The following is a 21,601-nucleotide window of genomic DNA, read 5'->3' on the forward strand; positions in this document are numbered from 1 at the left end:
AGTCAAATACCGTTCCCCCTCGGTCATTTCAGGTGTCCGTGCCGCTGACCCGCGTTTCCGGGCCATTCCAAGAGACGGCGCTTTTCATGCCTATGTACCGGTGTACCAGGCAGCTACCGTGTTTGCATCAGTCGCACTTCAGTTCCCTTGTCGAGAGAGGGAAGGTGTTGTCCATGACCGCTTCTGCTGCCGTCCAACCGGCTTCGGGCAGATCGGTTTCCCTTCAGACGCCCTACCAGCAGTACGTCTATGCCTACCCCCACCAAAAAGCCTACCGGCGGTTGGAGAACGGGCCGTTACTGAGCGAGTTATGGAGGAACGAGCAGCTTGGATCCCTCTCGCTCTACGTGCACATACCGTTCTGCGAGATGCGCTGCGGCTTCTGCAATCTCTTCACCCGCACCGGCGCCCCGGAAGACATCACGAGCGCGTTCTTGGACACGCTGGGACGTCAGGCGCGGGTGACCCGAGAAGCGATAGGCGCCGGCGGACAGCCCGTACGCTTCCTGATGTCCGCCTTCGGCGGCGGCACCCCCACCTATCTCGCCCCCGCAGAGCTCACCCGGCTCTGCGACATCTGCGAGAACGTGATGGGGGCAGACCTCAAGGCCGTCCCCTGGTCGGTGGAGACCTCCCCGGCCACCGCAACTGCCGACCGGCTCGCGGTGCTCGCCGAGCGCGGCGCCACCCGGCTCAGCATCGGCGTGCAGAGCTTCATCGACGAGGAGGCCCGCGCCGCCGCACGGCCGCAGAAACGCGCGGAGGTGGAGACGGCCCTGGCCCGGCTGCGCGAGGCCGGTTTCCCCGTCTTGAACATCGATCTCATCTACGGTATCGGCGGCCAGACGGAGAACTCCTTCCGCGTCTCCCTCGACGCCGCGCTGGCCTGGGAGCCGGAGGAGATCTACCTGTACCCCCTCTACGTACGCCCCTTGACCGGCTTGAGCGCCCGGCGCGACAAGGACGGCAGGCAGTGGGATGAGCAACGCCTGCGTCTGTACCGGTACGGCCGTGACTACCTGCTGGCCGCCGGCTATGAGCAGACCTCGATGCGGGTCTTCCGGCGGCTGGTGACACCCGCCGGCGCACCAGGGGAAGACGCGAGCATCGACGAGTACAACCAGCAGGCCGGCATGGTGGGACTCGGCGTCGGCGCCCGTTCGTTCACCACGTCCCTGCACTACACCACCGACTACGCGGTGGCCGTGCCGGAGGTGCGGCGCATCATCGACGACTACATCGCCACGCCCTCCGGGGAGTTCCGCCGGGCCCAGTGGGCCTTCCGGATGGACGAGGAGGAACGGCGCCGGATGTTCGTCCTGCAGCGGCTGCTGGAGAGTGCCGGCCTGCCAGTCACCGCCTACCGGAAGCTGTTCGGTACGGCGCCCGTGGACGACTTCGCGACAGAGTTCTCCCTGCTCCGTGAGAAGGGGTGGCTCGCGGCAGGCGAGAACACGGCGCTGAAACTCAGCCGGGAGGGGATGGCCTGGGCAGACACCATCGGCCCGCTCTTCTTCTCCCCCCGGGTCAACGAAGCCATGGCGAGCTACCAGGACAAGTAGCGCGGCGAGACCCGGTGCCCGTGCACGCATGAAGCCATGAAATGGCGCGATGCCGTCGGGGTGTTGCCGTGCACGGGCACCATACGAGCACATGGCGTGTTTTCGTTGCCCGCTATTTGACTCGCTCCCGATCCGATTCCTAGCCTCTACCGGAAGATTGTTCCGTGTAGCGCTCTAAACGATGCGTCCTGGGGACTTCCGCCCACGAAGCGGACCCAAGGACCTGGAGGGTGACACCATGCCGGAATCCCAGCAGCCGCATTTACCGCTTCCCCCCAAGCCGGTGGACTTGGACGTGATCGAGAACGCTGTCAGCGAACTGCTGCGCGGTCTCGGCCAGGGCGACAAGAACGAGGTGATGTCACAGACTCCGCGCCGGGTGGCGGAGCTGTACGCCCAGTCGCTCAATCCGGGCGACATCGACATCGAGGAAGACTTCAAGGTCTTCGACAATCCCGGAATGCAGGACCTGATCCTGGTCAACGACGTGCACTATGTCTCGCTGTGCGAACACCATCTGGCGCCCGCCTTCGGGGTTGCCCATATCGGATATGTGCCCGGCCGCAAAGTAGCCGGCTACTCCAAACTCAAGAAGGGGCTGAACTACCTCGCGCGCCAGCCTCAGCTCAACGAGCGCCTGGTCGTCGAAGCGGTGAACTTCCTTCAGGCGCGGCTGCAGCCGAAGGGAATCGCCATGGTCCTGCGCAGCGCGCACTGCTGTATGGCGCTGCGTACCAACGCCCCGAGCCAGGAAGTCGTCACGGTGATCGATCGGCGCGGCGCACTGTGCGAGGAGCGCTACTGGTCGCCACTGTGGGCCAGTGCCTTCGCGGAGAAACCGGCCTTCCTGGGGAGGTAGGTGATCCACATGGACCGAGGAGCGCAGTCGGCGTCCGTGTCCGACGAAAACGTGGGCCGGCTTGCCGACCAGATGCGTCAGGCGCTGCACACCTGTTCCGTCCACACCGGGGGCCCCCTGGCAGCGTACGAGAGATGCACTGCCGCCCTTGACCAAGGACGCATCGACTCCCAGCAGTTCCAGGAGATCGGCCACAGGCTGGTCGCCATCTCCGAAGAACGCATGCACGCGTACGCGTCGCAGGGAGAGCACCCCGACAACTCGCCGAAGATCAGGCGGGAGGAGCGGCTGATCGGCTTCGTCGACGCGCTCTTCGCCCTCGATCTACGCAAAAAGAAGAGCTGAGACACCGTGGAGAAATGGCCGGATATCCTCATCGCCGTGGTCGGCAAGGGACGCAACTGCCCACCGCCGGTCTACCAGCTGGCCCATGAGGTGGGAGCGATCGTCGCACGACTGCCCGACTGCCTTCTGGTGACCGGCGGGCTCGGAGGAGCGATGGAGGCAGCGGCGCGCGGCGCGAAAGAGAACGCAGGCCGCGTGCTGAGCCTGCTCCCAGGCGTCTCCCACCGCACGACCGAGCCGTACGCCGAGGTGGATATCCGGCTGGACACCGGCCTGACCGCCAACGGCCGCAACATCGTCCTGGCCAACGTCGTCAACGCCATGATCGCTGTCCCGGGCTCGCACGGAGCCCTCCAGGAGATGATCGTGGCCGTCGACGCCGGCAAGACCGTGTGGGCAGTGGGCGAGCACACCACCCGCCTCCCGGGAGTGGAGTACCTCGCATCCTCGGACGAGCTCTCCGCGCGCCTGCACGCCTTCACCAGCGCCTCCACCCCTGATCACGGGTAGTGGGCGTGCGGAGGACCGCGAGCAGCGCCCGGTGAGCGCCGTCATCCTGACCGTCGACCTGGTAGTGCTGGCCCACGGCGGCGGCAGCTGGCACATCCTGCTGGTCCGCAGGGGCAAGGAACCGTTCCAGGGCCGGTGGGCGCTTCCCGGCGGGAAGGTCGGTCCCGGCGAAGACGCGACAACTGCCGCCCGCCGCGAACTGCTGGAAGAAACCGGGCTGCACGCCGCCGACACCGAACTCATCCCGCAGTCCTGGCATACCTCACCGAACCGCGACCCCAGAGGACGCTATGTCAGCCTGGTCTACGCGGCGCTGCTGCCGCAGCCGCAGCGTGTGCGCGGCGGCCAGGACGCCGCTGAAGCGTGGTGGCAGCCGCTGCCCGCCCCACCGAAGCGCTTCCCGGCCCCCGAAGCGGAGCACCACTTCGCCTTCGACCATGCCGCCATCCTCCGGGAGCTGCTTCCCGCCGCACCGCACGGCCCCTCGGCCGTGCCGCATGTCCGGGAGGCGACCGAGGCGGACAGCCGGGAGATCCAGCGCCTGCTGACGTCACACGCCCTGGCCGACGGCACCGCCGACGGCGCCGCCGACGACACGGCGGCCGGGCAGCGCAGCCCCCGGACGCACGTAGCGGCGCTGGGCAGCTTCCTCGTCGGCTGTGCGGGCCGCCTGCCCAACGGCGACCCGGCGGCAAAGGACCGGATCCTGGTCCACCCCCGCTGGCAGGGGCGTGGGATCGAGCAGGAACTAGCCGCCGTACAGGCCGAGGAGAACCGTCCACGGTGACCCGCAAAAAGGAAAGCAGCAATGACCACACCGCTCACACCACAACCCACGCGACAAGGCCCGGCGCCCGTTCTGGGACGCGGCGTGGTCCTGCTGCTCACCGTGGGCACCGGGCTGTCCGTGGCCAACAACTACTACGTGCAGCCGCTGCTGGGCGACATCGGCCGCGACCTCGGCCTGCCGGAAGGGCAGGCCGGCCTGCTGGTCACGGTGGCGCAGAGCGCCTACGCGGTGGCGCTGCTCCTCATCCTTCCCCTCGGTGACCTGCTCGAACGACGCCGGCTGATCGTCGTCCTGTCCTCGGCCTGCGCCGTGAGCCTGGTGCTCATGGCGACCGCCCGATCAGAGCCGGCCCTCCTCCTGGGAGCAGGACTGGTGGGGCTGTGCTCCGTCACCACCCAGGTGATGGTGCCCTATGCCGCGTCCCTGTCCACTCCTGACCAGCGCGGACGCGTCGTGGGCACGGTCATGGCGGGGCTGCTGTGCGGCATCCTGTTCGCCCGTACCGTGGCCGGTGCACTGGCGCAGTGGGCCGGGTGGCACGCCGTCTACTGGTGCGCCGCGGTCATGATGGCCTGCCTGGCAGCAACGGCAGCGGTCTTCCTACCCCGGTATCAGGAGACGGGCGCTCCCGGCTACCGCCATCTGGTGGCCTCGGTGTTCCGCCTGTTCGCCCGGGAGCCGGTGCTGCGGCTGCGAGCGCTGTACGGGGCGCTGTCGTTCGGTGCCTTCAGCGTGCTGTGGACGGCCCTGACCTTCCTGCTCTCCGCCCCGCCGTACGGCTACTCGCCCGGCGGCATCGGGCTGTTCGGCTTGCTCGGCCTGGTCGGGGCACTGGCCGCGGCACGCGCCGGACGGCTCGCGGACCGGGGACTGGCGCACAAGGTGACGGGTATCTCCTCCGTACTGCTGCTCACGGTGTGGATCCCCCTCGGACTCGGCAGCGCACTGCTGCCGCTGCTGGCCCTGGGCATCGTGGTATTCGACCTTGCCGCCCAAGCCCTCCACATCACCAACCAGAGCGAGATCTACCGCCTGGCACCAGAGATCAGATCCCGTCTCACCGCGGCCTACATGACAACGTATTTCCTCGCGGGAGCCGGGGGATCAGCGCTCGCCTCCCTGGCCTACGCCCGGCACGGCTGGACCGGCGTCTCACTGCTCGGCACGGCGCTCGGGGCGGCGACGACCTCACTGTGGGCGATCTCGACGCTGCGCCACCGCTCTCGGCACAGGTGAACACCGTGAGACCGGGGGAGCGTCGCTGCCACTCCGACACCGCCTGCGCAGGACCGGAAGCAGTCCGTGCGCTGGCGGAGGAGTTCGTGACCTTGCATCACCGCGAGCATCCCGAGGCCGGCTCCGCCGACCGGAGGCTGGCGGAGGTGGCCGCGGAGATCTCGCGCACCGGGACGTACACGCACACGGCGCGGGAACTGGACTTCGGGGCCAAGGTCGCCTGGCGCAACAGCGTGCGCTGCATCGGCCGTCTGTACTGGCAGTCGCTGATCGTGCGCGATCGGCGGAAGGTGGACAGCGCCGACGAGATCGCTCAAGAACTCGTCCGGCATCTGCGCCAGGCCACCAACGGCGGACGGATACGTCCGTGCGTCACCGTCTTCGCCCCGGAGCTTCCCCGGCAGCCGGCCCCCCGCGTATGGAACGACCAAGTCGTGCGCTACGCGGGCTACACACGCTCCGACGGCTCGGTCCTCGGCGACCCGGTGAGCGTCGAGATCACGGCCGCCGCACGGAATCTGGGCTGGCCCGGTGGTCCGGGCACCCCTTTCGACGTACTGCCTCTCATCGTGCACGGACGCGAAGACAAGCCACGGTGGTTCGAACTGCCGGACTCCGCCGTGCTCCAGGTGCCGATCGAACACCCCGAGTACGGGTGGTTCGCCAGGCTGGGGGCGCGCTGGTACGCGGTGCCGGTCGTCTCCGGGATGCGACTGGAGATCGGCGGCGTACGCTACCCGCTCGCCCCTTTCAACGGCTGGTACATGGGCACCGAGATCGGTGCCCGCAACCTGGCTGACACCGACCGCTACAACCTGCTGCCCGGTATCGCCCGCCGACTGGGCCTGGACACTTCCCACGACCGCTCGTTGTGGAAGGACCGCGCACTGGTGGAGCTGAACATCGCCGTGCTCCACTCCTTTGAGAAGGCAGGGGTCACCATCAGCGATCACCACACCGAATCGCGCCACTTCCTGACGCACATCGCTCGCGAGGAACGGGCCGGGCGAGGTGTCGGCGCCGACTGGTCGTGGATCGTGCCGCCCGTCTCCAGCGCCGCCACCCCCGTGTTCCACCGCTACTACGACACTGAACAGCGCTACCCGGCATTTGTCGGCCAACCGAAGGCACCGACCGACAACGCCTGCTTCTCCCCGCACCCTGCCCGAGAGGACACCACCGACGGGACGGGCAGGACAGGCGGTTCAGGCGGTTCAGGCGGTCCCGACGACGCCTTGCTCGACGACACCGGAAACACCCACGACGGCTGACCGCCACTGGTCGAGCGGCGCGATGGGTGCCTCCGTCGCGTGTTCGGACTGCGGCCCATGGCAGTGGCATCACGGGCAGTGGACGGCGGAGCCGACCACACCGCATCAACGGGAAGACCGGCACGTGGCACGGCCGACTCAGAACCTGCCGCGCTCGTTCCTGGGCGCGGCCTTCGGCGTGCCGCCCCGGGAACCGGCCTCGTCCGCCCTGGTCCCTCCGCCGGCGGCGACGGTAGGCTCCTTCCCGCCCGGCGCCGTCCGGCCGCGTGATGGCAGGGAGACCGCGATCAGACCGCCGAGTAGCAGCGCTGCCCCGCAGGCTGCCACAGCGCCCGGCCGCTCACCCAGCAACGCGACGCCCAGCACTGCTGCGACCAGCGGTTCGCCGAGACTCAGTGTGCCCGCGGTGGCAGCGCTGATCCGGGTGACACCGCGGGCGAAAAGGAGATAGCCCAGCGCGGTCGTGCCCAGTGCCAGCCAGCCGATCAGCAGCACCGCACGCGGCGCCCCCAGACCGCCGGGCCTCGCAACCAGCCACGGTGACAGAAGAACCCCGGCACACAGCACGCTCATCGGCGCCGCAGCCGTGGTATCAGCACCGCGCCGGGCGAGTTGCTTGGTGGCCGCGATGTAGGTACCGAAGCTGCCGCCTGACGCGATGCCGAGCAGCACGCCGGTCACATCCACCTGAGCGGCCGCGTCCGGCACCAGCAGCAACCCGATGCCCGCAAGCGAACAGGCGGTGCCGCACCACCCGGCCGCGGAGGCACGCTCACGCTCGAACCACCACGCCCAGAGCCCAGTGATCACTGGCACGGTCCCGAAGGTCACCGCCGTGGCCAGTGCGGCCCCCGTACGTTCCACCGCCTCCAAGAAGCAGACCTGGAAGGCAGCGGTCACCAGTACGCCGGCCAGCATCCACCACCGGGCCGCAGGCCGCCACAGCGTACGCAGCCCCGCGGCCCGCACGGTGAACAGGCCCAGCACCGCCCCGCCCAGCAGCATTCGGCACGCCCCCAGGCTCACGAGAGAGACCTCGGCATCGGCGACGAGCTGTGCGGGCCCCACGGTGCCCCACAGAACCGCCGCCGCCAGGACATGCACGATGCCGCTGAACCGGGCGTCCACGCCGGCCGTACCCTTCGTCTCCACATGCCGGGCAGGAACCACAGGACGGTCCGCGGTCCGGCTGCCGCCCGAGCTCCGAGGACTCCTGCCGTTCACGCGTTCACGCTGACGAGTGGTCGCATCGTGCGCTCATAGCGGGAGGCTCCCCAATACCAGGCAGTGTCAAGCAGGTTCAGTTGTCACCTTTGCCCACATCACCACCGTGGCGCAGGTCCGCACGGTCAACGGTGGTCTTCCAGCAGAAATAGGAGCCGTTGTCCGCCCGAGGTCTCACGGCGGGGCTACGACGGCGGTAAGAAGATCAACGGCAAGTGCCGGCACGTCATCACGGACTGCCTCGGCCTGCTCCTGATGGTGCTGGTGACAGCCGCCAACGTCACCGACCGGCGCGGCGATGCGTTCACCGGTACGCACGGTGGCTCGGCTGTACGGGCTTGAGCCGGTCAGCCGCCAGGACACGCAGCGAGGGCGCGAGAATGCGGCCACGCTGGTGTCTGGCTTCGATGTACAGCCCGGTGAAGATGGCGTCGCCCTCATACGACGGGACCAGGCAGGTGTGATGGACGACGACGGTCTCGTCGCAGTATCGCCGCGTCCAGCAAGAACGACCGGTACTCGACCAACCTGCAGGTCGTGATCGACGCCAACAGCCGCCTGGTCGTGGCGATCGGCCGGCCGCTGCCCGGCAGCCGCAACGACTGCCGGGCCTTCACGGAGTCCGGGATCGACCGGGCCTGCCGCGGAAACCCCGACCATCGCCGATGGTGGCTATCAGGGCACCGGCCTACTCATCCCGCACCGCAAACGACGCGGTCCAGACACACTTCAGCCCTCGGCAGGAGGTGAAGACTCCTTACGACCCTCGAGGGTGCTCCGGTGGCCGCGTACCGTGGCCGCCGCTATGGGACTCACCCTCCTCACGGGGCTGCTCCAAGTAATCCTTCTGCCCGCAACGCCCGCAGCCGCGGCGCCACCCGTCAACAAGATGGCCACCTGGAACACCTGGGACGGCAAGGTCGACACCCTCGAAGAGGTTCCTGGCCTGATCAAGGACCACAACCTTGACCTGGTGGCTCTCCAGGAAGTAGCCGATGGGAACTCCTTGGCAAGGAGCCCGCAGTTGAATTCGACGTCGCCAGCCGCAGCCCGAGCGGACTTCGCGTAGGAAACTGGCGCATCGAGGAGTTCCACTGGGACGACGACATCACCGTCTACCGCATCCGCACGGGCTCGAACCGCCGAAGTATCGCCATCGCCACCCGTCATGGCGCCGAGTTCCACGATGACCTGCACGTGGTTCAGGTACGCGACGACGAATCCGGAAAGTCTTTCCCCGCGCTCGGGATCAAGCTCGGCGGAAACTGGTACTACTCCATCCACGCCTCCAGCGCGCCGAAGCGGGCGGATAACAACGCAGACGTGCTCGTCGAGGACATCTCCCTGCTCTCGTCCGTCATCGTGACGAACAGCGGCAGCATCGCGGTGAGGACGCAGAGGGCGAACGCGATTCGCGCGTAGCGGCTGGCCTTCAGCACCTCGTGGTTGTACGACCTGTCGACGAGCATGAGCTGAAGGCTGCCGCACCAGAGCACGGCGCTCGGGTCTGCCGCAACCTCTTTCTCCGCGAGAGCCGGAGAAAGAGGTCTTGATAAGGGATTGGGTTGACTGTGCAACGGAAGGCGCGGTTTACCTTCCGCGTGCCGGCGGAATTCAACACGTTCACGGGGTAGCCGTTGGACGGCTATTGCCAACCGGTCTTTCTGGCCTGACTGTTGGAAAGTGCCGACTGAACAGAGTCTGGCGCGCACATTTCGCGAGTCCTGCACGCAGGCTGCTGCCCCGCCGCACCCCGCAGGGGGGAAAGGCCGTACACATCCACCGCACCACGACGTCCCCCGGCCCGCTGGTGTCCCTGGTAGGAGTAGGCGGACCGGAGGTGAAGGGAATCATCATGCACTTCACCCGCCCCCGATCGGTCCGTGGACCGGCCGCAGCACTGGCCGTCCTCACCCTCGGCGCCGCGCTGGTCGCCGCGCCGCCGGCCTCCGCCCAGCCCCAGGCCCTCGTCTGCAACCTGAACGAATTCGAGATGCACATTGCCGGCAACGGCAACGCCACCGGCAGCGCTTCGGGGTCGTGCCAGTCGCCGCTGCAGCCCGACATCAGCCGCGTCGATATCGCGATGGAGGGCACCGGCTCCTTCAACAACTTCACCGCCACCAGCGACACCCGCGATGTGTTGACCTTCAGGGACGACGGCAACAACATCGTGGCCAGCGTCGAGGCCACCGAGCGACGCACGTACGTCGGACCCACCGGCCCGATCGTCGAAGCCGGCCAAGCCGGCGCCCTGAGCGGCGAACCGTTCACCGGCTGCACCGCAGTGGAAGCCGGCACTGCCACCCGCAGCGCAGCCGACAACGCGATCGCCATCGTGGAGGGAGTCGACGACGATATCCCTGACCTCGATATGGGATTCAACGCCTGCCCGGAGGAGGGGGCGGAGTGATGTGGAACGGGATCCGGCGTTAGCCTCGCGTTTTCCCTTGGGGTGAGGGCGGTCGCCGTGCCGTGAACGCGAAAGTGTCTCCTGATCGGGGACGATGAGACTTGTCGAGGGTCTCTGCTGTCTCGGTTGGAAGGCACTTTCTGCGTGGATGTGGCGGTGTTCGTGGAGCGGACGGCTCGCGACCACGAGGTCTGGTTGATCACGAACGGGGCCTCTCGCCTGCAACGACTCAAGCCGAGTCTCAGCGGCCTGGAACGGCACTTCGCGAGGGTGTGACGCCTGATCTGCGACGCACTAGCCACTCTGTGATCTGGGTCTCTCTTTCGCCGCAAGGGCGACGGCGCTCTGATCTCTTTAGGTCCTCACTGCATCCGGCTGCATCCTTCTCGATACAGCTCGATCCCGCTGTGTCCTGCTGCGGCGTTCCCAATTCAGAGTTCATACGGTTGCACTCTCCTCGTTGCGGCTTCTAGGTTCTTCTCTGTAAGTCGATTTGATTCTTCCGCAGAGAGGGAGGCGACGCCTCATGGTGAAGACGGGATCGTTTGGTGACCTCGAATACTCTACTGACGAGTGAGTGCCAACTCGACTCGTTGCCTCTCCGGTGGGGGAGTGGGGAGTGGGGAGTGGGAATCCCTGGGAGGGATTGTCGATGCTGAATTCTCCCTTCCGCGGGCTACTGCTTCCAGATCGGTGTAAGTCTCCGCAGTTTCGGGATCCTATTCCCTTCTCTCCGGTACTCCCCGGACAGTCATTTTCTGGCTATAGCCCGGCGCCTCGTCTTGTGCCTGTGAATCCATCTAGAACTGCGCGCGCTCGCGGCGGAGTGCCTTCACTTCCTTTTCGAGCTTCGGCGCCAGCGGTAGAACATTCCGCTACTGATGGTGTGGGCGTCCCACTGCTGCTCCAACTCGGCTAGCGTGTCGGCCTTCTGGGCGGGCTGGGCTTCCTTGGGTCAGGTGTTCGTGGCCGGGATAAACGTCGCCTGAACTTGTCTTTCCGTGCGGGCTGCTTGGGTCGATCATTCTCGAAGCGGGCGGGTCCGTCGTCACGCTGGCCCGATGGCTCGACCACTACGCCCACTTCATGCCCGAGGCCGGCGGCAAGGGGCGGACAGTCATCGACACCCTGCTCGGCACAAGTCCCAAGAGCGTCACGGCAGCCTGAGATCTCCGCCGCCTCATGAGCGGGTGGCACGGCATTGCGCTGTGTCACCCGCTTTCGCATGCTCGCCCCACTCGACAACACGCTGAGTGACGATTTGGCTGTGAGATTCGGGTGCAGTGGACGGACGTGGGACATGAGTAGCGGCGGTTGCTGAAGGCGGTGCCTCGCTCCCCAACGCCGCGTATTCTGCCCAGATTCTCGCCAGCAGGTGGAGAGGACTCCAGGTGATCATTTGTAAATGGGAAGGTGATCGACTGCCACTTGCTCGCCGGTCGCTACAGCCAGTCCTTGCGCTTGAAGACCACGTACAGGCTCGCGCACACCACCGCCATCAGCACCACCGCGAACGGATACCCGCCCGCCCAGTGCAGCTCCGGCATGTTGTCGAAGTTCATGCCGTAGATCGTTCCCACCAGTGTGGGTGCGAAGAGAATGGCCGCCCAGGACGAGATCTTCTTGATCTCCTCGTTCTGCTCGAAGCCCGCCTCCGCCAGCGCCCGCATCTCCGCGTTCTGCTGTTGCGTCACCAGGGTCGAGTTGACCGTGAGGATGTCCGCGAGGGCCTGGCGGAAGCCGTCGACGCGCTCGCTGGTGTGGGTGACGTGGTCGGCGACGTCGCGGAGGTAGCGCTGGAGTTCCTCGTCCGTGCCGTATTTGGCGAAGCCCGCCATCAAGGCGTGGAGCATGCCGACCAGGGGGCGGGTGGCGCGCTGGAACTCGACCATTTCGCGGGCGAGTTCGTAGATGCGGCGGGAGACGGCGGGGTCGCCGCCGAAGACCTCGGTCTCGATCTCGTCGATGTCGATCTGGACGCCCGCCACGACGGGGGCGTAGCCGTCGACGACCGCGTCGAGGATGGCGTACAGGACCGCTTCGGGGCCGAGGGCGAGGAGCTCCGGGGTGGACTCCATGCGGCGGCGGACCGCCGAGAGGTCGGGGGCCGCTCCGTGGCGGACCGTGATGACGAAGTCGCGGCCGACGAAGACGTGGAGCTCGCCGAAGTCGACCTCCTCCTGGGCGTCGAGGTAGCGCGCGGCGCGCAGGACGACGAAGAGGGTGTCGCCGTAGCGTTCCAGCTTGGGGCGCTGGTGGGCCTCCATCGCGTCCTCGACGGCCAGTTCGTGGAGATCGAACTCCTCGGCCAGCGACAGCAGTTCGGCCTCGGTCGGGCGGTGCAACCCGATCCACGCCATTCCGCAGGGCTGCTCGCGCAGCTCCCGGAACGTCTCGGCGAGCGAGTCGGGGGTCGAGACACGGCGGCCGTCGCGGTAGAGGGCGGCCTGGGCGATGCTGCCCTGGTCCTTCTGCACGGGAGCGGCGGGCGGCGCCTCGGCCGGGGCGGGGCGGGCCGGCGGGGCGGGGGCCGGGCGGCGGCGCCAGGCGTGTTTCTTCGCGCGCGAAGCGGTTCTCATGCGGCGGTCGGACATCCTGGTCACCTCCCGGGCGGTCGGCCTCGGAGCAGGATATCCGCGACTGCTCGCTCCGGCATGGTGTAGCGGCATGCCCAGGAGAAGGGCTGGAGGATTTCCCTTGCGGACAGTTCCTGTCCGCAAGGGCGAGTAGCGTGCCCGGCATGGCCTCCCCGACCCGCCGGACGCACCCCCTGCTCGGCCCCCGCGCCCTCAACCGCGCCACCCTGGCCCGCCAGCTCCTGCTGCACCGGGGCCCGGACGGGCGGATGTCCGCCGAGGCCGCGGTCGGGCACCTCGTCGGCCTCCAGGCGCAGAACGTCCGGCCGCCGTACTACGCGCTCGCTGCCCGGCTGCACGCCTTCCGCCCGCAGGAACTCTCCGCGCTGATGGAGTCGCGCGAGGCCGCACGCATGGTCACGCTCCGCTCCACCATCCACACGCACACCGCGGCCGACTGTCTCGCCCTGCGCCCGTTCGCCCAGCCGGGAGGGCCGGACCGGGAGCTGAGGATGTTCCTGAAGCGGCTCGACGGCGTCGACCTCGACCGGCTCACCGCCGTCGCCCGCGAACTGCTCACCGATCGGCCCCGGCCGGTCGGTGAGCTGCGGCAGGCCCTGCTTGCCCACTGGCCCGAAGCGGACCCGCTCGCCCTGACCACCGCCGCGCGCTGCCTGCTGCCGCTCGTGCAGGCCACCCCGCGCGGACTGTGGGGCGCGAGCGGCCAGGTCGTGCTGGTCCCCGCAGAGCAGTGGTTCGGCCGGCCGCCGGCTCCCGCCCCCGCGCCGGAGACCGTCGTACGCCGCTACCTCGCCGCCTTCGGGCCCGCCTCGGTGAAGGACATGCAGACCTGGTCCGGGCTGACCGGGCTGCGTGCCGCCTTGGAGCGGCTGCGCCCCGAGCTGCTCACCTTCCAGGACGAGAACGGCGCCGAGCTCTTCGACCTCCCGGACGCGCCCCGCCCCGACCCGGCGGCTCCGGCTCCGCCGCGCTTCCTCGCCGAGTACGACAACCTCCTCCTCTCGCACGCCGACCGCTCGCGCGTGGTGCCCGAGGAGTTCAGGCGGCGCACCTGGAAGGGCAACCAGCCCTCCTCCGTGTTCCTCACCGACGGCCTCGTCGCCGGGATCTGGAAGCTCGCGGAGTCCGAGCACACCGCGACGCTGACCGTCCAGCCGTTCGTCAGGCTCGACCGCGCGCAGCGCACGGAGCTGGCCGAGGAGGGCGAGCGGCTGCTCACCACCATGACGGGGGCCTCGGCGCGGGATGTGCGGTTCGGCGTCGTCGCGGACCCGTAGTCACTCCTCCGGGCTTCGGCGGTGCGGGCCCCCGTCGCGCAGTGCGTGCACCACGCCGGACTCGGGGGAGGGGGCGAAGCGGCGCGCACACATACCCGCCTGCCGGGGAATCCGAGCGGCAGCAGGAGCAGGAGCAGGAGCAGGCCCGGGCACGCGCGCGGGCCCGGGTGCGGGAGCAGGCGCGGGCCCGGGCACACGCGAGGGAGCGTGTGCGGTCAGCTGCGGGTCCACGGTCACCACGGTCACGCCCAGCGGTTCCGACAGCGCCCGCAGCGCCGGCTCGGCGAGCCTGGTCCACGCCTGGCCCGCGCCGAGCACAGCGGTCAGCCGTCGCGCACTGGTGAAACCGACGGCGGTGCGCACGCCGAGCGGCGTGCGCATGAAGCGCAGCTGGTGTCCCCCGGCGGAGCCGAGCCGTACGGGTACGAACAGCGGCGCTGCCGGGCGGGGTTCGTCGGGGTCCGTGTCCTCGGCGAGGAGTTCGTCCATGGTTTCCTCCGGGTGAAGCGACCTGAGCGACCTGAGCGACCTGGAGGAAAGCGTTGCCCCGCCACCCCCGCGTCGGCGCGCGGAGCGGCGGAATCATGACGCGTCGCTGATCCGCGCCGGCCAAGTCCTGACGCCGCCCTTACGTCGCCCTGACGTCACGCTGACGCGACGGACGCCGCTGCCGGCCACCCCTACGGCTCAGGGCAGCAGCCCCGCACGCCGGGCCGCCACCACCGCCTCCACGCGCGAGTGCGCGCCCAGCTTGCGCATCGCGGTCCGCAGATAGCCCTTGACCGTCTCCGGGCGCAGTCCCAGCCGGTCTGCCGTGGCGGCGTTGGTCGAACCCGTCGCCACGCAGGCGAGCACATCGAGTTCGCGGGGCGCCAGTGCGGGGCCCGCGGTCCGCAGCGGGGTCCCGGCCGAGGCGAGGCGGTCGCACGCGGACGCCAGCTCCGCGCGCAGCGCGGGGTCCGCGATCCGCGGCGCCAGCGCGCGCAGCTCGGCATGGGCCTCGCGGACGTCCTCCCACAGGCGTGTGTGCCCGCCGGCCTCCGGCGCACGCGCTTGCGCCACCAGCCGCTGGACCTCGTCCCGTACGACCAGGCGCTGCTCGACGTCACGGGCCGCCGCCACCGCCTCGTCCAGCACCCGCTCGCCCAGCGCCAGCGGTTGGCGCAGGGCTCCGTACAGCACGCCGCGCACCTTGCGGCGTACGACCACCGGCACCGCCAGGACCGACCGCAGCCCCTCGGCCGCGACGGCCGCGTCGTACTCGTGGCTGATGTGGCGGGCCGCGCGGTAGTCGGTCACCGCGCACGGTCTGGCCAGCGCGATCGCCTTGCCGCCGAGACCGCTGCCGGAGCAGATCGCCAGCCCGCGCAGCGCGCCGGTCGCGGCTCCGTTCAGTTCGGCGATGCGCATACGGCGCGGTTCGGGCAGCAGACCGCCGAAGGCGACCTGCAGACCGGTGGTGCGGCGCAGCCGCAGCAGCGCCGCCCGTATCTCCACCGACTCCGAACTCATGGTTTCCGGGTCCCTCCGTCGGCACAGCACCCCCGTACGGGGGTAGTGAGACCTGCGTCACTGATTACACGATGCTCGGGAGCGGTCCCGCAATGAGGAGGACACATGGCGGCAACCGGCGGCACGGACGCGACGGAGAGGTTCCGGGCGGCCCGGGACTTCCTGCTCCAACACCGGGAGGACTACGCGGCGGCGTATGAAGGGTTCACCTGGCCCCGTTTCGAGCGGTTCAACTGGGCGCTTGACTGGTTCGACGCGATCGCCGAGGGCAACGACCGGCCCGCGCTGCACATCGTCGAGGAGGACGGCGCGGCCACGCGGCTCACCTTCGACGAGCTGAGGACCGGCTCGAACCGGGCCGCCAACTGGCTCCGGCAGCAGGGCGTCCGGGCCGGCGACCGCATCCTCGTGATGCTCGGCAACCAGGCCGAGCTGTGGGAGACCGCCCTCGCCGCCATGAAGCTCCGGGCCGTCGTCATCCCGGCCACCCCGCTGCTCGGTCCGGTCGACCTGCGGGACCGGATCGAGCGGGGCCGGGTCCGGCACGTGATCGTACGGACCGACGACACCGCCAAGTTCGACGAGGTGCCGGGCGACTACACCCGGATCGCCGTCGGCGGCGGGGCCACCGGCTGGCACCCGTACGAGCACGCCTCCGCGGCCCCCGACGCCTTCGAGCCCGACGGGCCCACCCGCGCCGACGACCCTCTCATGCTCTACTTCACCTCCGGCACGACCGCCCGGCCCAAGCTCGTCGAGCACACCCATGTGTCGTACCCGGTCGGCCACTTGGCCACCCTGTACTGGATCGGGCTCCGTCCCGGCGACGTCCATCTCAACATCTCCTCGCCCGGCTGGGCCAAGCACGCCTGGTCCAATCTCTTCGCGCCGTGGAACGCCGAGGCGACCGTCTTCATCCACAACTACACCCGCTTCGACGCCGGACGGCTCATGGCCGAGATGGACCGGGCCGGTGTCACCAGCTTCTGCGCCCCGCCCACCGTGTGGCGGATGCTGATCCAGGCCGACCTCACCCAGCTGCGCACCCCGCCGCGCGAGGTCGTCGCCGCCGGCGAACCGCTCAACCCCGAGGTGATCGAGGCCGTACGGCGGGCCTGGGGCGTGACGATCCGCGACGGCTTCGGGCAGACCGAGACCGCCGTCCAGGTCTCCAACTCCCCGGGCCAGCTCCTGAAGGCAGGCTCCATGGGCCGGCCGAGCCCCGGCTTCCGCGTCGAGCTCCTCGACCCCGTCAGCGGCAAGCCGGGCGCCGACGAGGGCGAGATCGCGCTCGACCTGTCCGCCGCACCGGTCGGCCTGATGACCGGCTACCACGGCGACCCGGAGCGCACCGCCGAGGCCATGGCGGACGGCTACTACCGCACCGGCGACATCGGCACGCGCGACACCGACGGCTACATCACCTACGTCGGCCGCGCCGACGACGTCTTCAAGGCGTCCGACTACAAGATCTCGCCGTTCGAGCTGGAGAGCGCGCTCCTGGAGCACGAGGCGGTCGCGGAGGCCGCGGTCGTCCCCGCGCCCGATCCGGTGCGCCTCGCCGTCCCCAAGGCATACGTCGTCCTCGCGGCCGGCTGGGAGCCGAACACCGAGACCGCGCGGCAGCTCTTCGCGCACTCGCGCGCAGTCCTCGCCCCGTACAAACGCATCCGCAGGCTCGAATTCGGCGAGCTGCCCAAGACCGTGTCGGGAAAGATCCGCCGGATCGAGCTGCGCGAGGCCACCGCCGCGGGTTCGACGGCCGAGTACGACGAGGGGGAGCTGCGATGACGGTCCTGTCCTACACGCACGGCACGGGCACGGTGCCACTGCTCGGCGACACCGTCGGCCGCAGTCTGGACCGCGCGGTCGAGGCGTACCCCGACTGTGAGGCGCTCGTCGACGTACCGTCCGGACGCCGCTGGACGTACGCGGAGTTCGGCGCCGACGTCGACGAGCTGGGGCGGGCGCTGCTCGCCCGCGGCGTCGCCAAGGGCGACCGGGTCGGCATCTGGGCGGTGAACTGCCCGGTGGGGGTACCTCCCATGCGAAGCCATGGGGGAGGGTGCTCGTGCAGTACGCCACCGCACGCATCGGCGCGATCATGGTCAACATCAATCCGGCGTACCGGGCGCACGAGCTGGAGTACGTGCTCAACCAGGCCGGAGTCTCCCTGCTGATCGCCTCGCTCGCGCACAGGACGAGCGACTACCGCGCACTCGTCGAGCAGGTCGCCCACAACTGCCCGGAGCTGCGGGCGGTGCACTACATCGGGGACGCGAGCTGGACGGAGCTGCTGTCGGCGGCCGCCGGCGCCCCCGAGAACGAACCTGTGCTTCGCGAGGCCGAGTTGTCCTGCGACGACCCGGTCAACATCCAGTACACCTCCGGCACCACCGGCTTCCCCAAGGGCGCCACCCTCTCCCACCACAGCATCCTCAACAACGGCTATTTCGTGGGGGAGATGATCGGCTACACCGAGCAGGACCGGGTCTGCCTGCCCGTGCCCTTCTACCACTGCTTCGGCATGGTGATGGGCAACCTCGGCGCCACCTCGCACGGTGCCTGCATCGTCATCCCCGCCCCGTCCTTCGATCCGGCCGCCACCCTGCGCGCCGTCCAGCAGGAGCGCTGCACCTCGCTCTACGGCGTGCCGACCATGTTCATCGCCGAGCTGAACCTCCCGGACTTCGCGGCGTACGACCTCTCCTCGCTGCGCACCGGCATCATGGCGGGCTCGCCGTGCCCGGTGGAGGTGATGAAGCGGGTCGTGGCCGAGATGAACATGGCGGAGGTGTCGATCTGCTACGGAATGACGGATACCTCCCCTGTCTCCACCCAGACCCGTCGGGACGACGACCTGGAGCGGCGTACCGGCACCGTGGGGCGGGTGCTCCCGCACATCGAGGTCAAGGTCGTCGACCCGGTAACCGGTGTGACCCTCCCGCGCGGCGAGGCGGGCGAACTGTGCACCCGCGGATACAGCGTGATGCTCGGCTACTGGAACGAACCGGAGCGGACCGCCGAGGCGATAGACGAGGGCCGCTGGATGCACACGGGCGACCTCGCCGTCATCCGCGAGGACGACTACGTCGAGATCGTCGGCCGTATCAAGGACATGATCATCCGTGGTGGCGAGAACGTGTATCCGCGCGAGATCGAGGAGTTCCTCCACGGCCACCCGAAGGTCGCAGACGTGCAGGTCGTGGGCGTACCCGACGAGAAGTACGGCGAGGAGATCCTGGCCTGCGTCATTCCTCGCGACCCGGCCGATCCGCCGACACTGGAGGAGATCGCCGGTCACTGCCGGGGGCAGCTGGCCCACTACAAGGTCCCGCGCCGGCTGGAGATCATGGAGGGATTCCCGATGACCGTGAGCGGCAAGGTGAAAAAGGTTGATATCCGGCGTCGATTCGGCGGTGACAGGTAACGGTTTGACCAGTGCATATCAGGGGCTCTAGTTTCAGCCACCGGCCGACCGTTCCGGCCGGTGGCCCGCTCCACAAGGACGCGGCCTGTCAGCGATCCTTTGGGGGGACGCAAATGAACTGGTACCTGGAAGTTCTGAAGAAGTACGCGGTGTTCAGCGGGCGTGCGCGCCGCAAGGAATACTGGATGTTCGTCCTCTTCCACGCCATCGCCATCGTCGTGCTGGCGGTCGTCGACTTCGCCGTCGGCACCTTCCCGCTGATCTACGGCCTGTACGGCCTCGCCACGTTCCTGCCGGCCCTCGGTGTGACCATCCGCCGCCTGCACGACACCGACCGTTCGGGCTGGTTCATCTTCATCGGCGCGATCCCGCTGGTGGGCTTCATCATCCTGCTCGTCTTCCTGGCCGGCGAAGGCAAGCCGGAGGAGAACAAGCACGGTGTGAACCCGAAGTTCGTCGCGGCTGCCTGACCCAGCAGCACGGCGGGCTCGCGGCCCGTGGCGCCGTGACCGACAGCATTCCTGTCGGTCACGGCGCTTTGTCGTGCGGCACCGCCTTGTAGGCGCGGGCCACGGCGTGGAACGCCTCCTTCGTCTCCCATTCCCCGGGAGCGTCGGGCGAGACGCGGACGACTCCGAAGCCCGCCAAGTCGAGGTCGTAGCGCGGATCCGTGCTGTGCGGAAAGCCGGGTGTGGCGAAGGTGAAGACGAAGCAGCCGCGGATGCCCGCTTCCGCGTACAGCCCGATCAGTTCGCTGAGATACGCGGCCTGTGTGTACTCGTCGCGGACATACCCCTCCCTTATCCGCGGACGGGCCGAGAGCCACCGGACGATGCGGAAGCTCCCGGGGCACGCCTTGCCGGCCCCCGCGTACGCGCCGCAGCCGAACTCCGTGACGACGACCGGCTTTCCGCCGGCCCGGAGCGTCAGGGCGCGGAGCAGCTCGGGATAGCGCTCCTCGTTGGCGGCGAAGCGGTAGAGGTTCACGCCGACCATGTCGTACCCGGACCAGTCGACGTCCTCCCAGAAGCCGGCGGCATACGTGACGGGGCCCCGGAAGGCCGCCCGTGCGGTCCCCAGGGCCTCGGCGAGCATCCTATGGAGTCGTCTCGTGACGAGCCGGTGCAGCGGGCCGCCGGAGCCGCCGTCCAGGCGGAGGAGGGGGAGCAGCCGCAGCCGGACGAGGAGGTGCGGGCCGGGCATGATGCCGCGCGTGAGGAGCGAGTACGCGCAGCCCGCGACGAGCGTGACCCGGCCGGGGTGGGCGGCACGCAGCCGCTCGGCCGCCTCGGCGGCGCGGGCGAGGTGCGCGAGGATCTCGCGGCGCGGCAGGCCGGTGCCGGGCTCCGGCAGGATCCAGACGTCGAGGCCCGTGTCCAGCGCGTACGCGGCGGCCTCCGTGAGCCGCTCGACGTCCGCGCCGCGCAGCTGGACGGCCGTGCAGTACAGCTCCTCGCGGATCGCCCGCAGATCGCGGCGCACGGCCGCACGGTCCCAGCCGCCGTCCGTGTCGTACGAGATGCCCCGCACGTCCACGGTCAGGCGCCGGCCGACAGCAGCTCGTCCGCGGGGCCGTTCACCGGCTGCGGGGTGCCGGTGAGGTCCATGACGAACAGCGGGACGCCGAGGTCGTCGGCGCGGGCCCTGGCGTCGGCCGCGTACCCGGCGAGGGAGAAGAAGACGCTCACGGACGACGAACTCAGCCCGTTCAGCCAGAGGCACTCGACGGCGCGCAGGGTCGCCGGGCGGGTGGTGGGGTCGACCTGGGCGACCAGCCCGGGGCCGCGCAGATCGATCCCGGACGCGGGCCGCTCCTCCGGCTGCACGACCTCCGGGAAGCCCAGCCACCGCAGATAGAGCGCGGCAGCGGTCACCGCGTCCCGCTCGGTGCGGATGACGACCGGCTGGAAGGCGGGCCTGGGCAGTGGCGCGATGCGGGGGAGCGGGATGCGGACGGGGTGCTCGGAGTCCGGGGTCCCGGCGGCTCCCGGGGCTCCCGGCGCGGGCGGGAGGGCTCCGCCTGACCCGGCCGAGCCCGCCGACGCCGATGCCGTACGCGACGCCGAAGAGGCGGAGGCCGAGGAGGCGGAGGAAGCCGAGGAGGCCGACGCGGACGGCCGCGGAGCCGCCGACACGGGCCGGACCGGTATGCGCAGGACCGTGCCGCAGGGGCAGCCGAGCTCGGGCTGCGGCCACTGGTCCTGCCGTCCGCACGCCTGGCAGCGGACCGTGACCCAGTCGTCCGTCCAGGTGCGGTGGCGGATCGGCTCCGCGGGCGCGCCCCGCAGCAGCGGAGGGGCGAGCGGCGCCCCGCACGCGCACGGGAAGACGGGTGCGGCATAGGTGTGCGTACGGCGGCAGACCGGGCAGCGGACCGGCACCTGATCGCCCATGTCTGACCCCCTTCGGCGCTCTCGCGCACGCCTCGTGGTCCCCATCGTCCACCAAGCGCGAGCCCTTGGGGAGGGACTTCGGCCATCCCTCCGTGCGGCGAATGACCGTTCTCCCTTGACGCCGACGACCCCGCATCCTAGATTGATTCCGGATAGTAGAAATATACTTCCGCATGACGGAA

At 69.3% G+C, this 21,601-nt stretch carries 19 protein-coding genes and 3 pseudogenes; 15 read left to right on the top strand and 7 right to left on the bottom strand.

Features of this window, described 5'->3' with window-relative positions; all coding sequences use genetic code 11:
• Positions 1-173: 173 nt before the first annotated feature.
• The 7 genes from KK483_RS29945 to KK483_RS29975 all read left to right on the top strand — a co-directional run bounded on the left by KK483_RS29945 (position 174) and on the right by KK483_RS29975 (position 6,573).
• The gene (locus KK483_RS29945; RefSeq protein WP_262008339.1) at positions 174-1,562 is read left to right on the top strand and encodes an STM4012 family radical SAM protein; all 1,389 of its coding nucleotides are present in this window, start codon (positions 174-176) and stop codon (positions 1,560-1,562) included.
• Positions 1,563-1,800: 238 nt separating this feature from the next.
• Entirely contained in the window at positions 1,801-2,421 is a 621-nt protein-coding gene (locus tag KK483_RS29950) for a GTP cyclohydrolase I (protein ID WP_262008340.1), read from the top strand.
• Positions 2,422-2,457: 36 nt separating this feature from the next.
• Positions 2,458-2,766, top strand: a complete 309-nt coding sequence (locus tag KK483_RS29955; RefSeq protein WP_262008341.1) for a hypothetical protein — start codon at positions 2,458-2,460, stop codon at positions 2,764-2,766.
• Between the two features lie 36 nt (positions 2,767-2,802).
• Positions 2,803-3,276, top strand: a complete 474-nt coding sequence (locus KK483_RS29960; RefSeq protein WP_262008342.1) for a hypothetical protein — start codon at positions 2,803-2,805, stop codon at positions 3,274-3,276.
• 31 nt (positions 3,277-3,307) lie between these two features.
• The gene (locus tag KK483_RS29965) at positions 3,308-4,063 is read left to right on the top strand and encodes an NUDIX hydrolase (protein WP_313879490.1); all 756 of its coding nucleotides are present in this window, start codon (positions 3,308-3,310) and stop codon (positions 4,061-4,063) included.
• A gap of 21 nt (positions 4,064-4,084) precedes the next feature.
• Positions 4,085-5,302, top strand: a complete 1,218-nt coding sequence (locus KK483_RS29970) for an MFS transporter (protein WP_262008343.1) — start codon at positions 4,085-4,087, stop codon at positions 5,300-5,302.
• Between the two features lie 71 nt (positions 5,303-5,373).
• Positions 5,374-6,573 (top strand): nitric oxide synthase oxygenase, encoded by a 1,200-nt coding sequence (locus KK483_RS29975; RefSeq protein ID WP_262009740.1) that lies wholly within the window; start codon positions 5,374-5,376, stop codon positions 6,571-6,573.
• Positions 6,574-6,711: 138 nt separating this feature from the next.
• On the opposite strand, the gene KK483_RS29980 is transcribed toward KK483_RS29975, so the two are convergent.
• Positions 6,712-7,701: a DMT family transporter gene (locus KK483_RS29980; protein WP_262008344.1), complete on the bottom strand. Its 990-nt coding sequence runs from the start codon at positions 7,699-7,701 to the stop codon at positions 6,712-6,714.
• 279 nt (positions 7,702-7,980) lie between these two features.
• Here KK483_RS29980 and KK483_RS29985 point away from each other — a divergent pair.
• The 3 genes and pseudogenes from KK483_RS29985 to KK483_RS29995 all read left to right on the top strand — a co-directional run.
• Positions 7,981-8,094, top strand: a pseudogene (locus KK483_RS29985) (IS5/IS1182 family transposase); the annotation flags it as partial.
• A gap of 189 nt (positions 8,095-8,283) precedes the next feature.
• Positions 8,284-8,527 (top strand): annotated as a pseudogene (locus tag KK483_RS29990) (transposase); the annotation flags it as partial.
• Between the two features lie 75 nt (positions 8,528-8,602).
• Positions 8,603-8,866: a hypothetical protein gene (locus tag KK483_RS29995; protein WP_262009828.1), complete on the top strand. Its 264-nt coding sequence runs from the start codon at positions 8,603-8,605 to the stop codon at positions 8,864-8,866.
• Between the two features lie 202 nt (positions 8,867-9,068).
• Here KK483_RS29995 and KK483_RS30000 read toward each other — a convergent pair whose 3' ends face one another.
• Positions 9,069-9,266 carry a hypothetical protein gene (locus tag KK483_RS30000; RefSeq protein ID WP_262008345.1) on the bottom strand — a complete coding sequence of 66 codons (198 nt, stop codon included), beginning with the start codon at positions 9,264-9,266 and terminating at the stop codon, positions 9,069-9,071.
• 371 nt (positions 9,267-9,637) lie between these two features.
• Between KK483_RS30000 and KK483_RS30005 the strand changes: the two genes are divergently transcribed.
• Positions 9,638-10,210, top strand: coding sequence for a hypothetical protein (locus KK483_RS30005; RefSeq protein ID WP_262008346.1), 573 nt, complete (start codon positions 9,638-9,640; stop codon positions 10,208-10,210).
• A 1,442-nt stretch (positions 10,211-11,652) separates the two neighbouring features.
• Here KK483_RS30005 and KK483_RS30010 read toward each other — a convergent pair.
• Complete coding sequence (locus KK483_RS30010) at positions 11,653-12,804, bottom strand: magnesium and cobalt transport protein CorA (protein ID WP_262008347.1); 1,152 nt, start codon at positions 12,802-12,804, stop codon at positions 11,653-11,655.
• Positions 12,805-12,950: 146 nt separating this feature from the next.
• Here KK483_RS30010 and KK483_RS30015 point away from each other — a divergent pair, with 146 nt between their 5' ends.
• Positions 12,951-14,084: a winged helix DNA-binding domain-containing protein gene (locus tag KK483_RS30015; protein ID WP_262008348.1), complete on the top strand. Its 1,134-nt coding sequence runs from the start codon at positions 12,951-12,953 to the stop codon at positions 14,082-14,084.
• On the opposite strand, the gene KK483_RS30020 is transcribed toward KK483_RS30015, so the two are convergent.
• Both KK483_RS30020 and KK483_RS30025 read right to left on the bottom strand, forming a co-directional pair.
• Complete coding sequence (locus KK483_RS30020; protein WP_262008349.1) at positions 14,085-14,573, bottom strand: SAV_915 family protein; 489 nt, start codon at positions 14,571-14,573, stop codon at positions 14,085-14,087.
• A 198-nt stretch (positions 14,574-14,771) separates the two neighbouring features.
• Entirely contained in the window at positions 14,772-15,596 is an 825-nt protein-coding gene (locus KK483_RS30025; protein WP_262008350.1) for a helix-turn-helix transcriptional regulator, read from the bottom strand.
• A gap of 105 nt (positions 15,597-15,701) precedes the next feature.
• On the opposite strand from KK483_RS30025, the gene KK483_RS30030 reads away from it, so the two are divergent.
• From KK483_RS30030 to KK483_RS30040, 3 genes and pseudogenes are all read left to right on the top strand, one after another.
• Positions 15,702-17,387: an AMP-binding protein gene (locus tag KK483_RS30030; protein ID WP_262008352.1), complete on the top strand. Its 1,686-nt coding sequence runs from the start codon at positions 15,702-15,704 to the stop codon at positions 17,385-17,387.
• Positions 17,384-19,026 (top strand): annotated as a pseudogene (locus tag KK483_RS30035) (AMP-binding protein). Before KK483_RS30030 ends, KK483_RS30035 begins: the two are co-directional and overlap by 4 nt.
• A 113-nt stretch (positions 19,027-19,139) precedes the next feature.
• On the top strand, positions 19,140-19,496 hold the full coding sequence (locus KK483_RS30040) for a DUF805 domain-containing protein (protein WP_262008353.1): 357 nt from the start codon (positions 19,140-19,142) through the stop codon (positions 19,494-19,496).
• 58 nt (positions 19,497-19,554) lie between these two features.
• Here KK483_RS30040 and KK483_RS30045 read toward each other — a convergent pair whose 3' ends face one another.
• Positions 19,555-20,556 carry a hypothetical protein gene (locus KK483_RS30045; protein WP_262008354.1) on the bottom strand — a complete coding sequence of 334 codons (1,002 nt, stop codon included), beginning with the start codon at positions 20,554-20,556 and terminating at the stop codon, positions 19,555-19,557.
• Positions 20,557-20,564: 8 nt separating this feature from the next.
• Entirely contained in the window at positions 20,565-21,419 is an 855-nt protein-coding gene (locus KK483_RS30050) for a hypothetical protein (RefSeq protein WP_262008355.1), read from the bottom strand.
• Positions 21,420-21,601 lie beyond the last annotated feature (182 nt).

It is taken from the genome of Streptomyces sp. FIT100 (assembly GCF_024584805.1).
GTDB lineage: Bacteria > Actinomycetota > Actinomycetes > Streptomycetales > Streptomycetaceae > Streptomyces.

What these genes read in the sequence shown, in the direction of transcription:
- KK483_RS29945 (WP_262008339.1), top strand. Translation starts at nt 174, where the DNA reads ATGACCGCTTCTGCTGCCGTCCAACCGGCTTCGGGCAGATCGGTTTCC.
- KK483_RS29950 (WP_262008340.1), top strand. Translation starts at nt 1,801, where the DNA reads ATGCCGGAATCCCAGCAGCCGCATTTACCGCTTCCCCCCAAGCCGGTG.
- KK483_RS29970 (WP_262008343.1), top strand. Translation starts at nt 4,085, where the DNA reads ATGACCACACCGCTCACACCACAACCCACGCGACAAGGCCCGGCGCCC.
- KK483_RS29995 (WP_262009828.1), top strand. Translation starts at nt 8,603, where the DNA reads ATGGGACTCACCCTCCTCACGGGGCTGCTCCAAGTAATCCTTCTGCCC.
- KK483_RS30000 (WP_262008345.1), bottom strand. Translation starts at nt 9,266, where the DNA reads ATGCTCGTCGACAGGTCGTACAACCACGAGGTGCTGAAGGCCAGCCGC.
- KK483_RS30010 (WP_262008347.1), bottom strand. Translation starts at nt 12,804, where the DNA reads ATGTCCGACCGCCGCATGAGAACCGCTTCGCGCGCGAAGAAACACGCC.
- KK483_RS30015 (WP_262008348.1), top strand. Translation starts at nt 12,951, where the DNA reads ATGGCCTCCCCGACCCGCCGGACGCACCCCCTGCTCGGCCCCCGCGCC.
- KK483_RS30020 (WP_262008349.1), bottom strand. Translation starts at nt 14,573, where the DNA reads ATGGACGAACTCCTCGCCGAGGACACGGACCCCGACGAACCCCGCCCG.
- KK483_RS30025 (WP_262008350.1), bottom strand. Translation starts at nt 15,596, where the DNA reads ATGAGTTCGGAGTCGGTGGAGATACGGGCGGCGCTGCTGCGGCTGCGC.
- KK483_RS30030 (WP_262008352.1), top strand. Translation starts at nt 15,702, where the DNA reads ATGGCGGCAACCGGCGGCACGGACGCGACGGAGAGGTTCCGGGCGGCC.
- KK483_RS30040 (WP_262008353.1), top strand. Translation starts at nt 19,140, where the DNA reads ATGAACTGGTACCTGGAAGTTCTGAAGAAGTACGCGGTGTTCAGCGGG.
- KK483_RS30050 (WP_262008355.1), bottom strand. Translation starts at nt 21,419, where the DNA reads ATGGGCGATCAGGTGCCGGTCCGCTGCCCGGTCTGCCGCCGTACGCAC.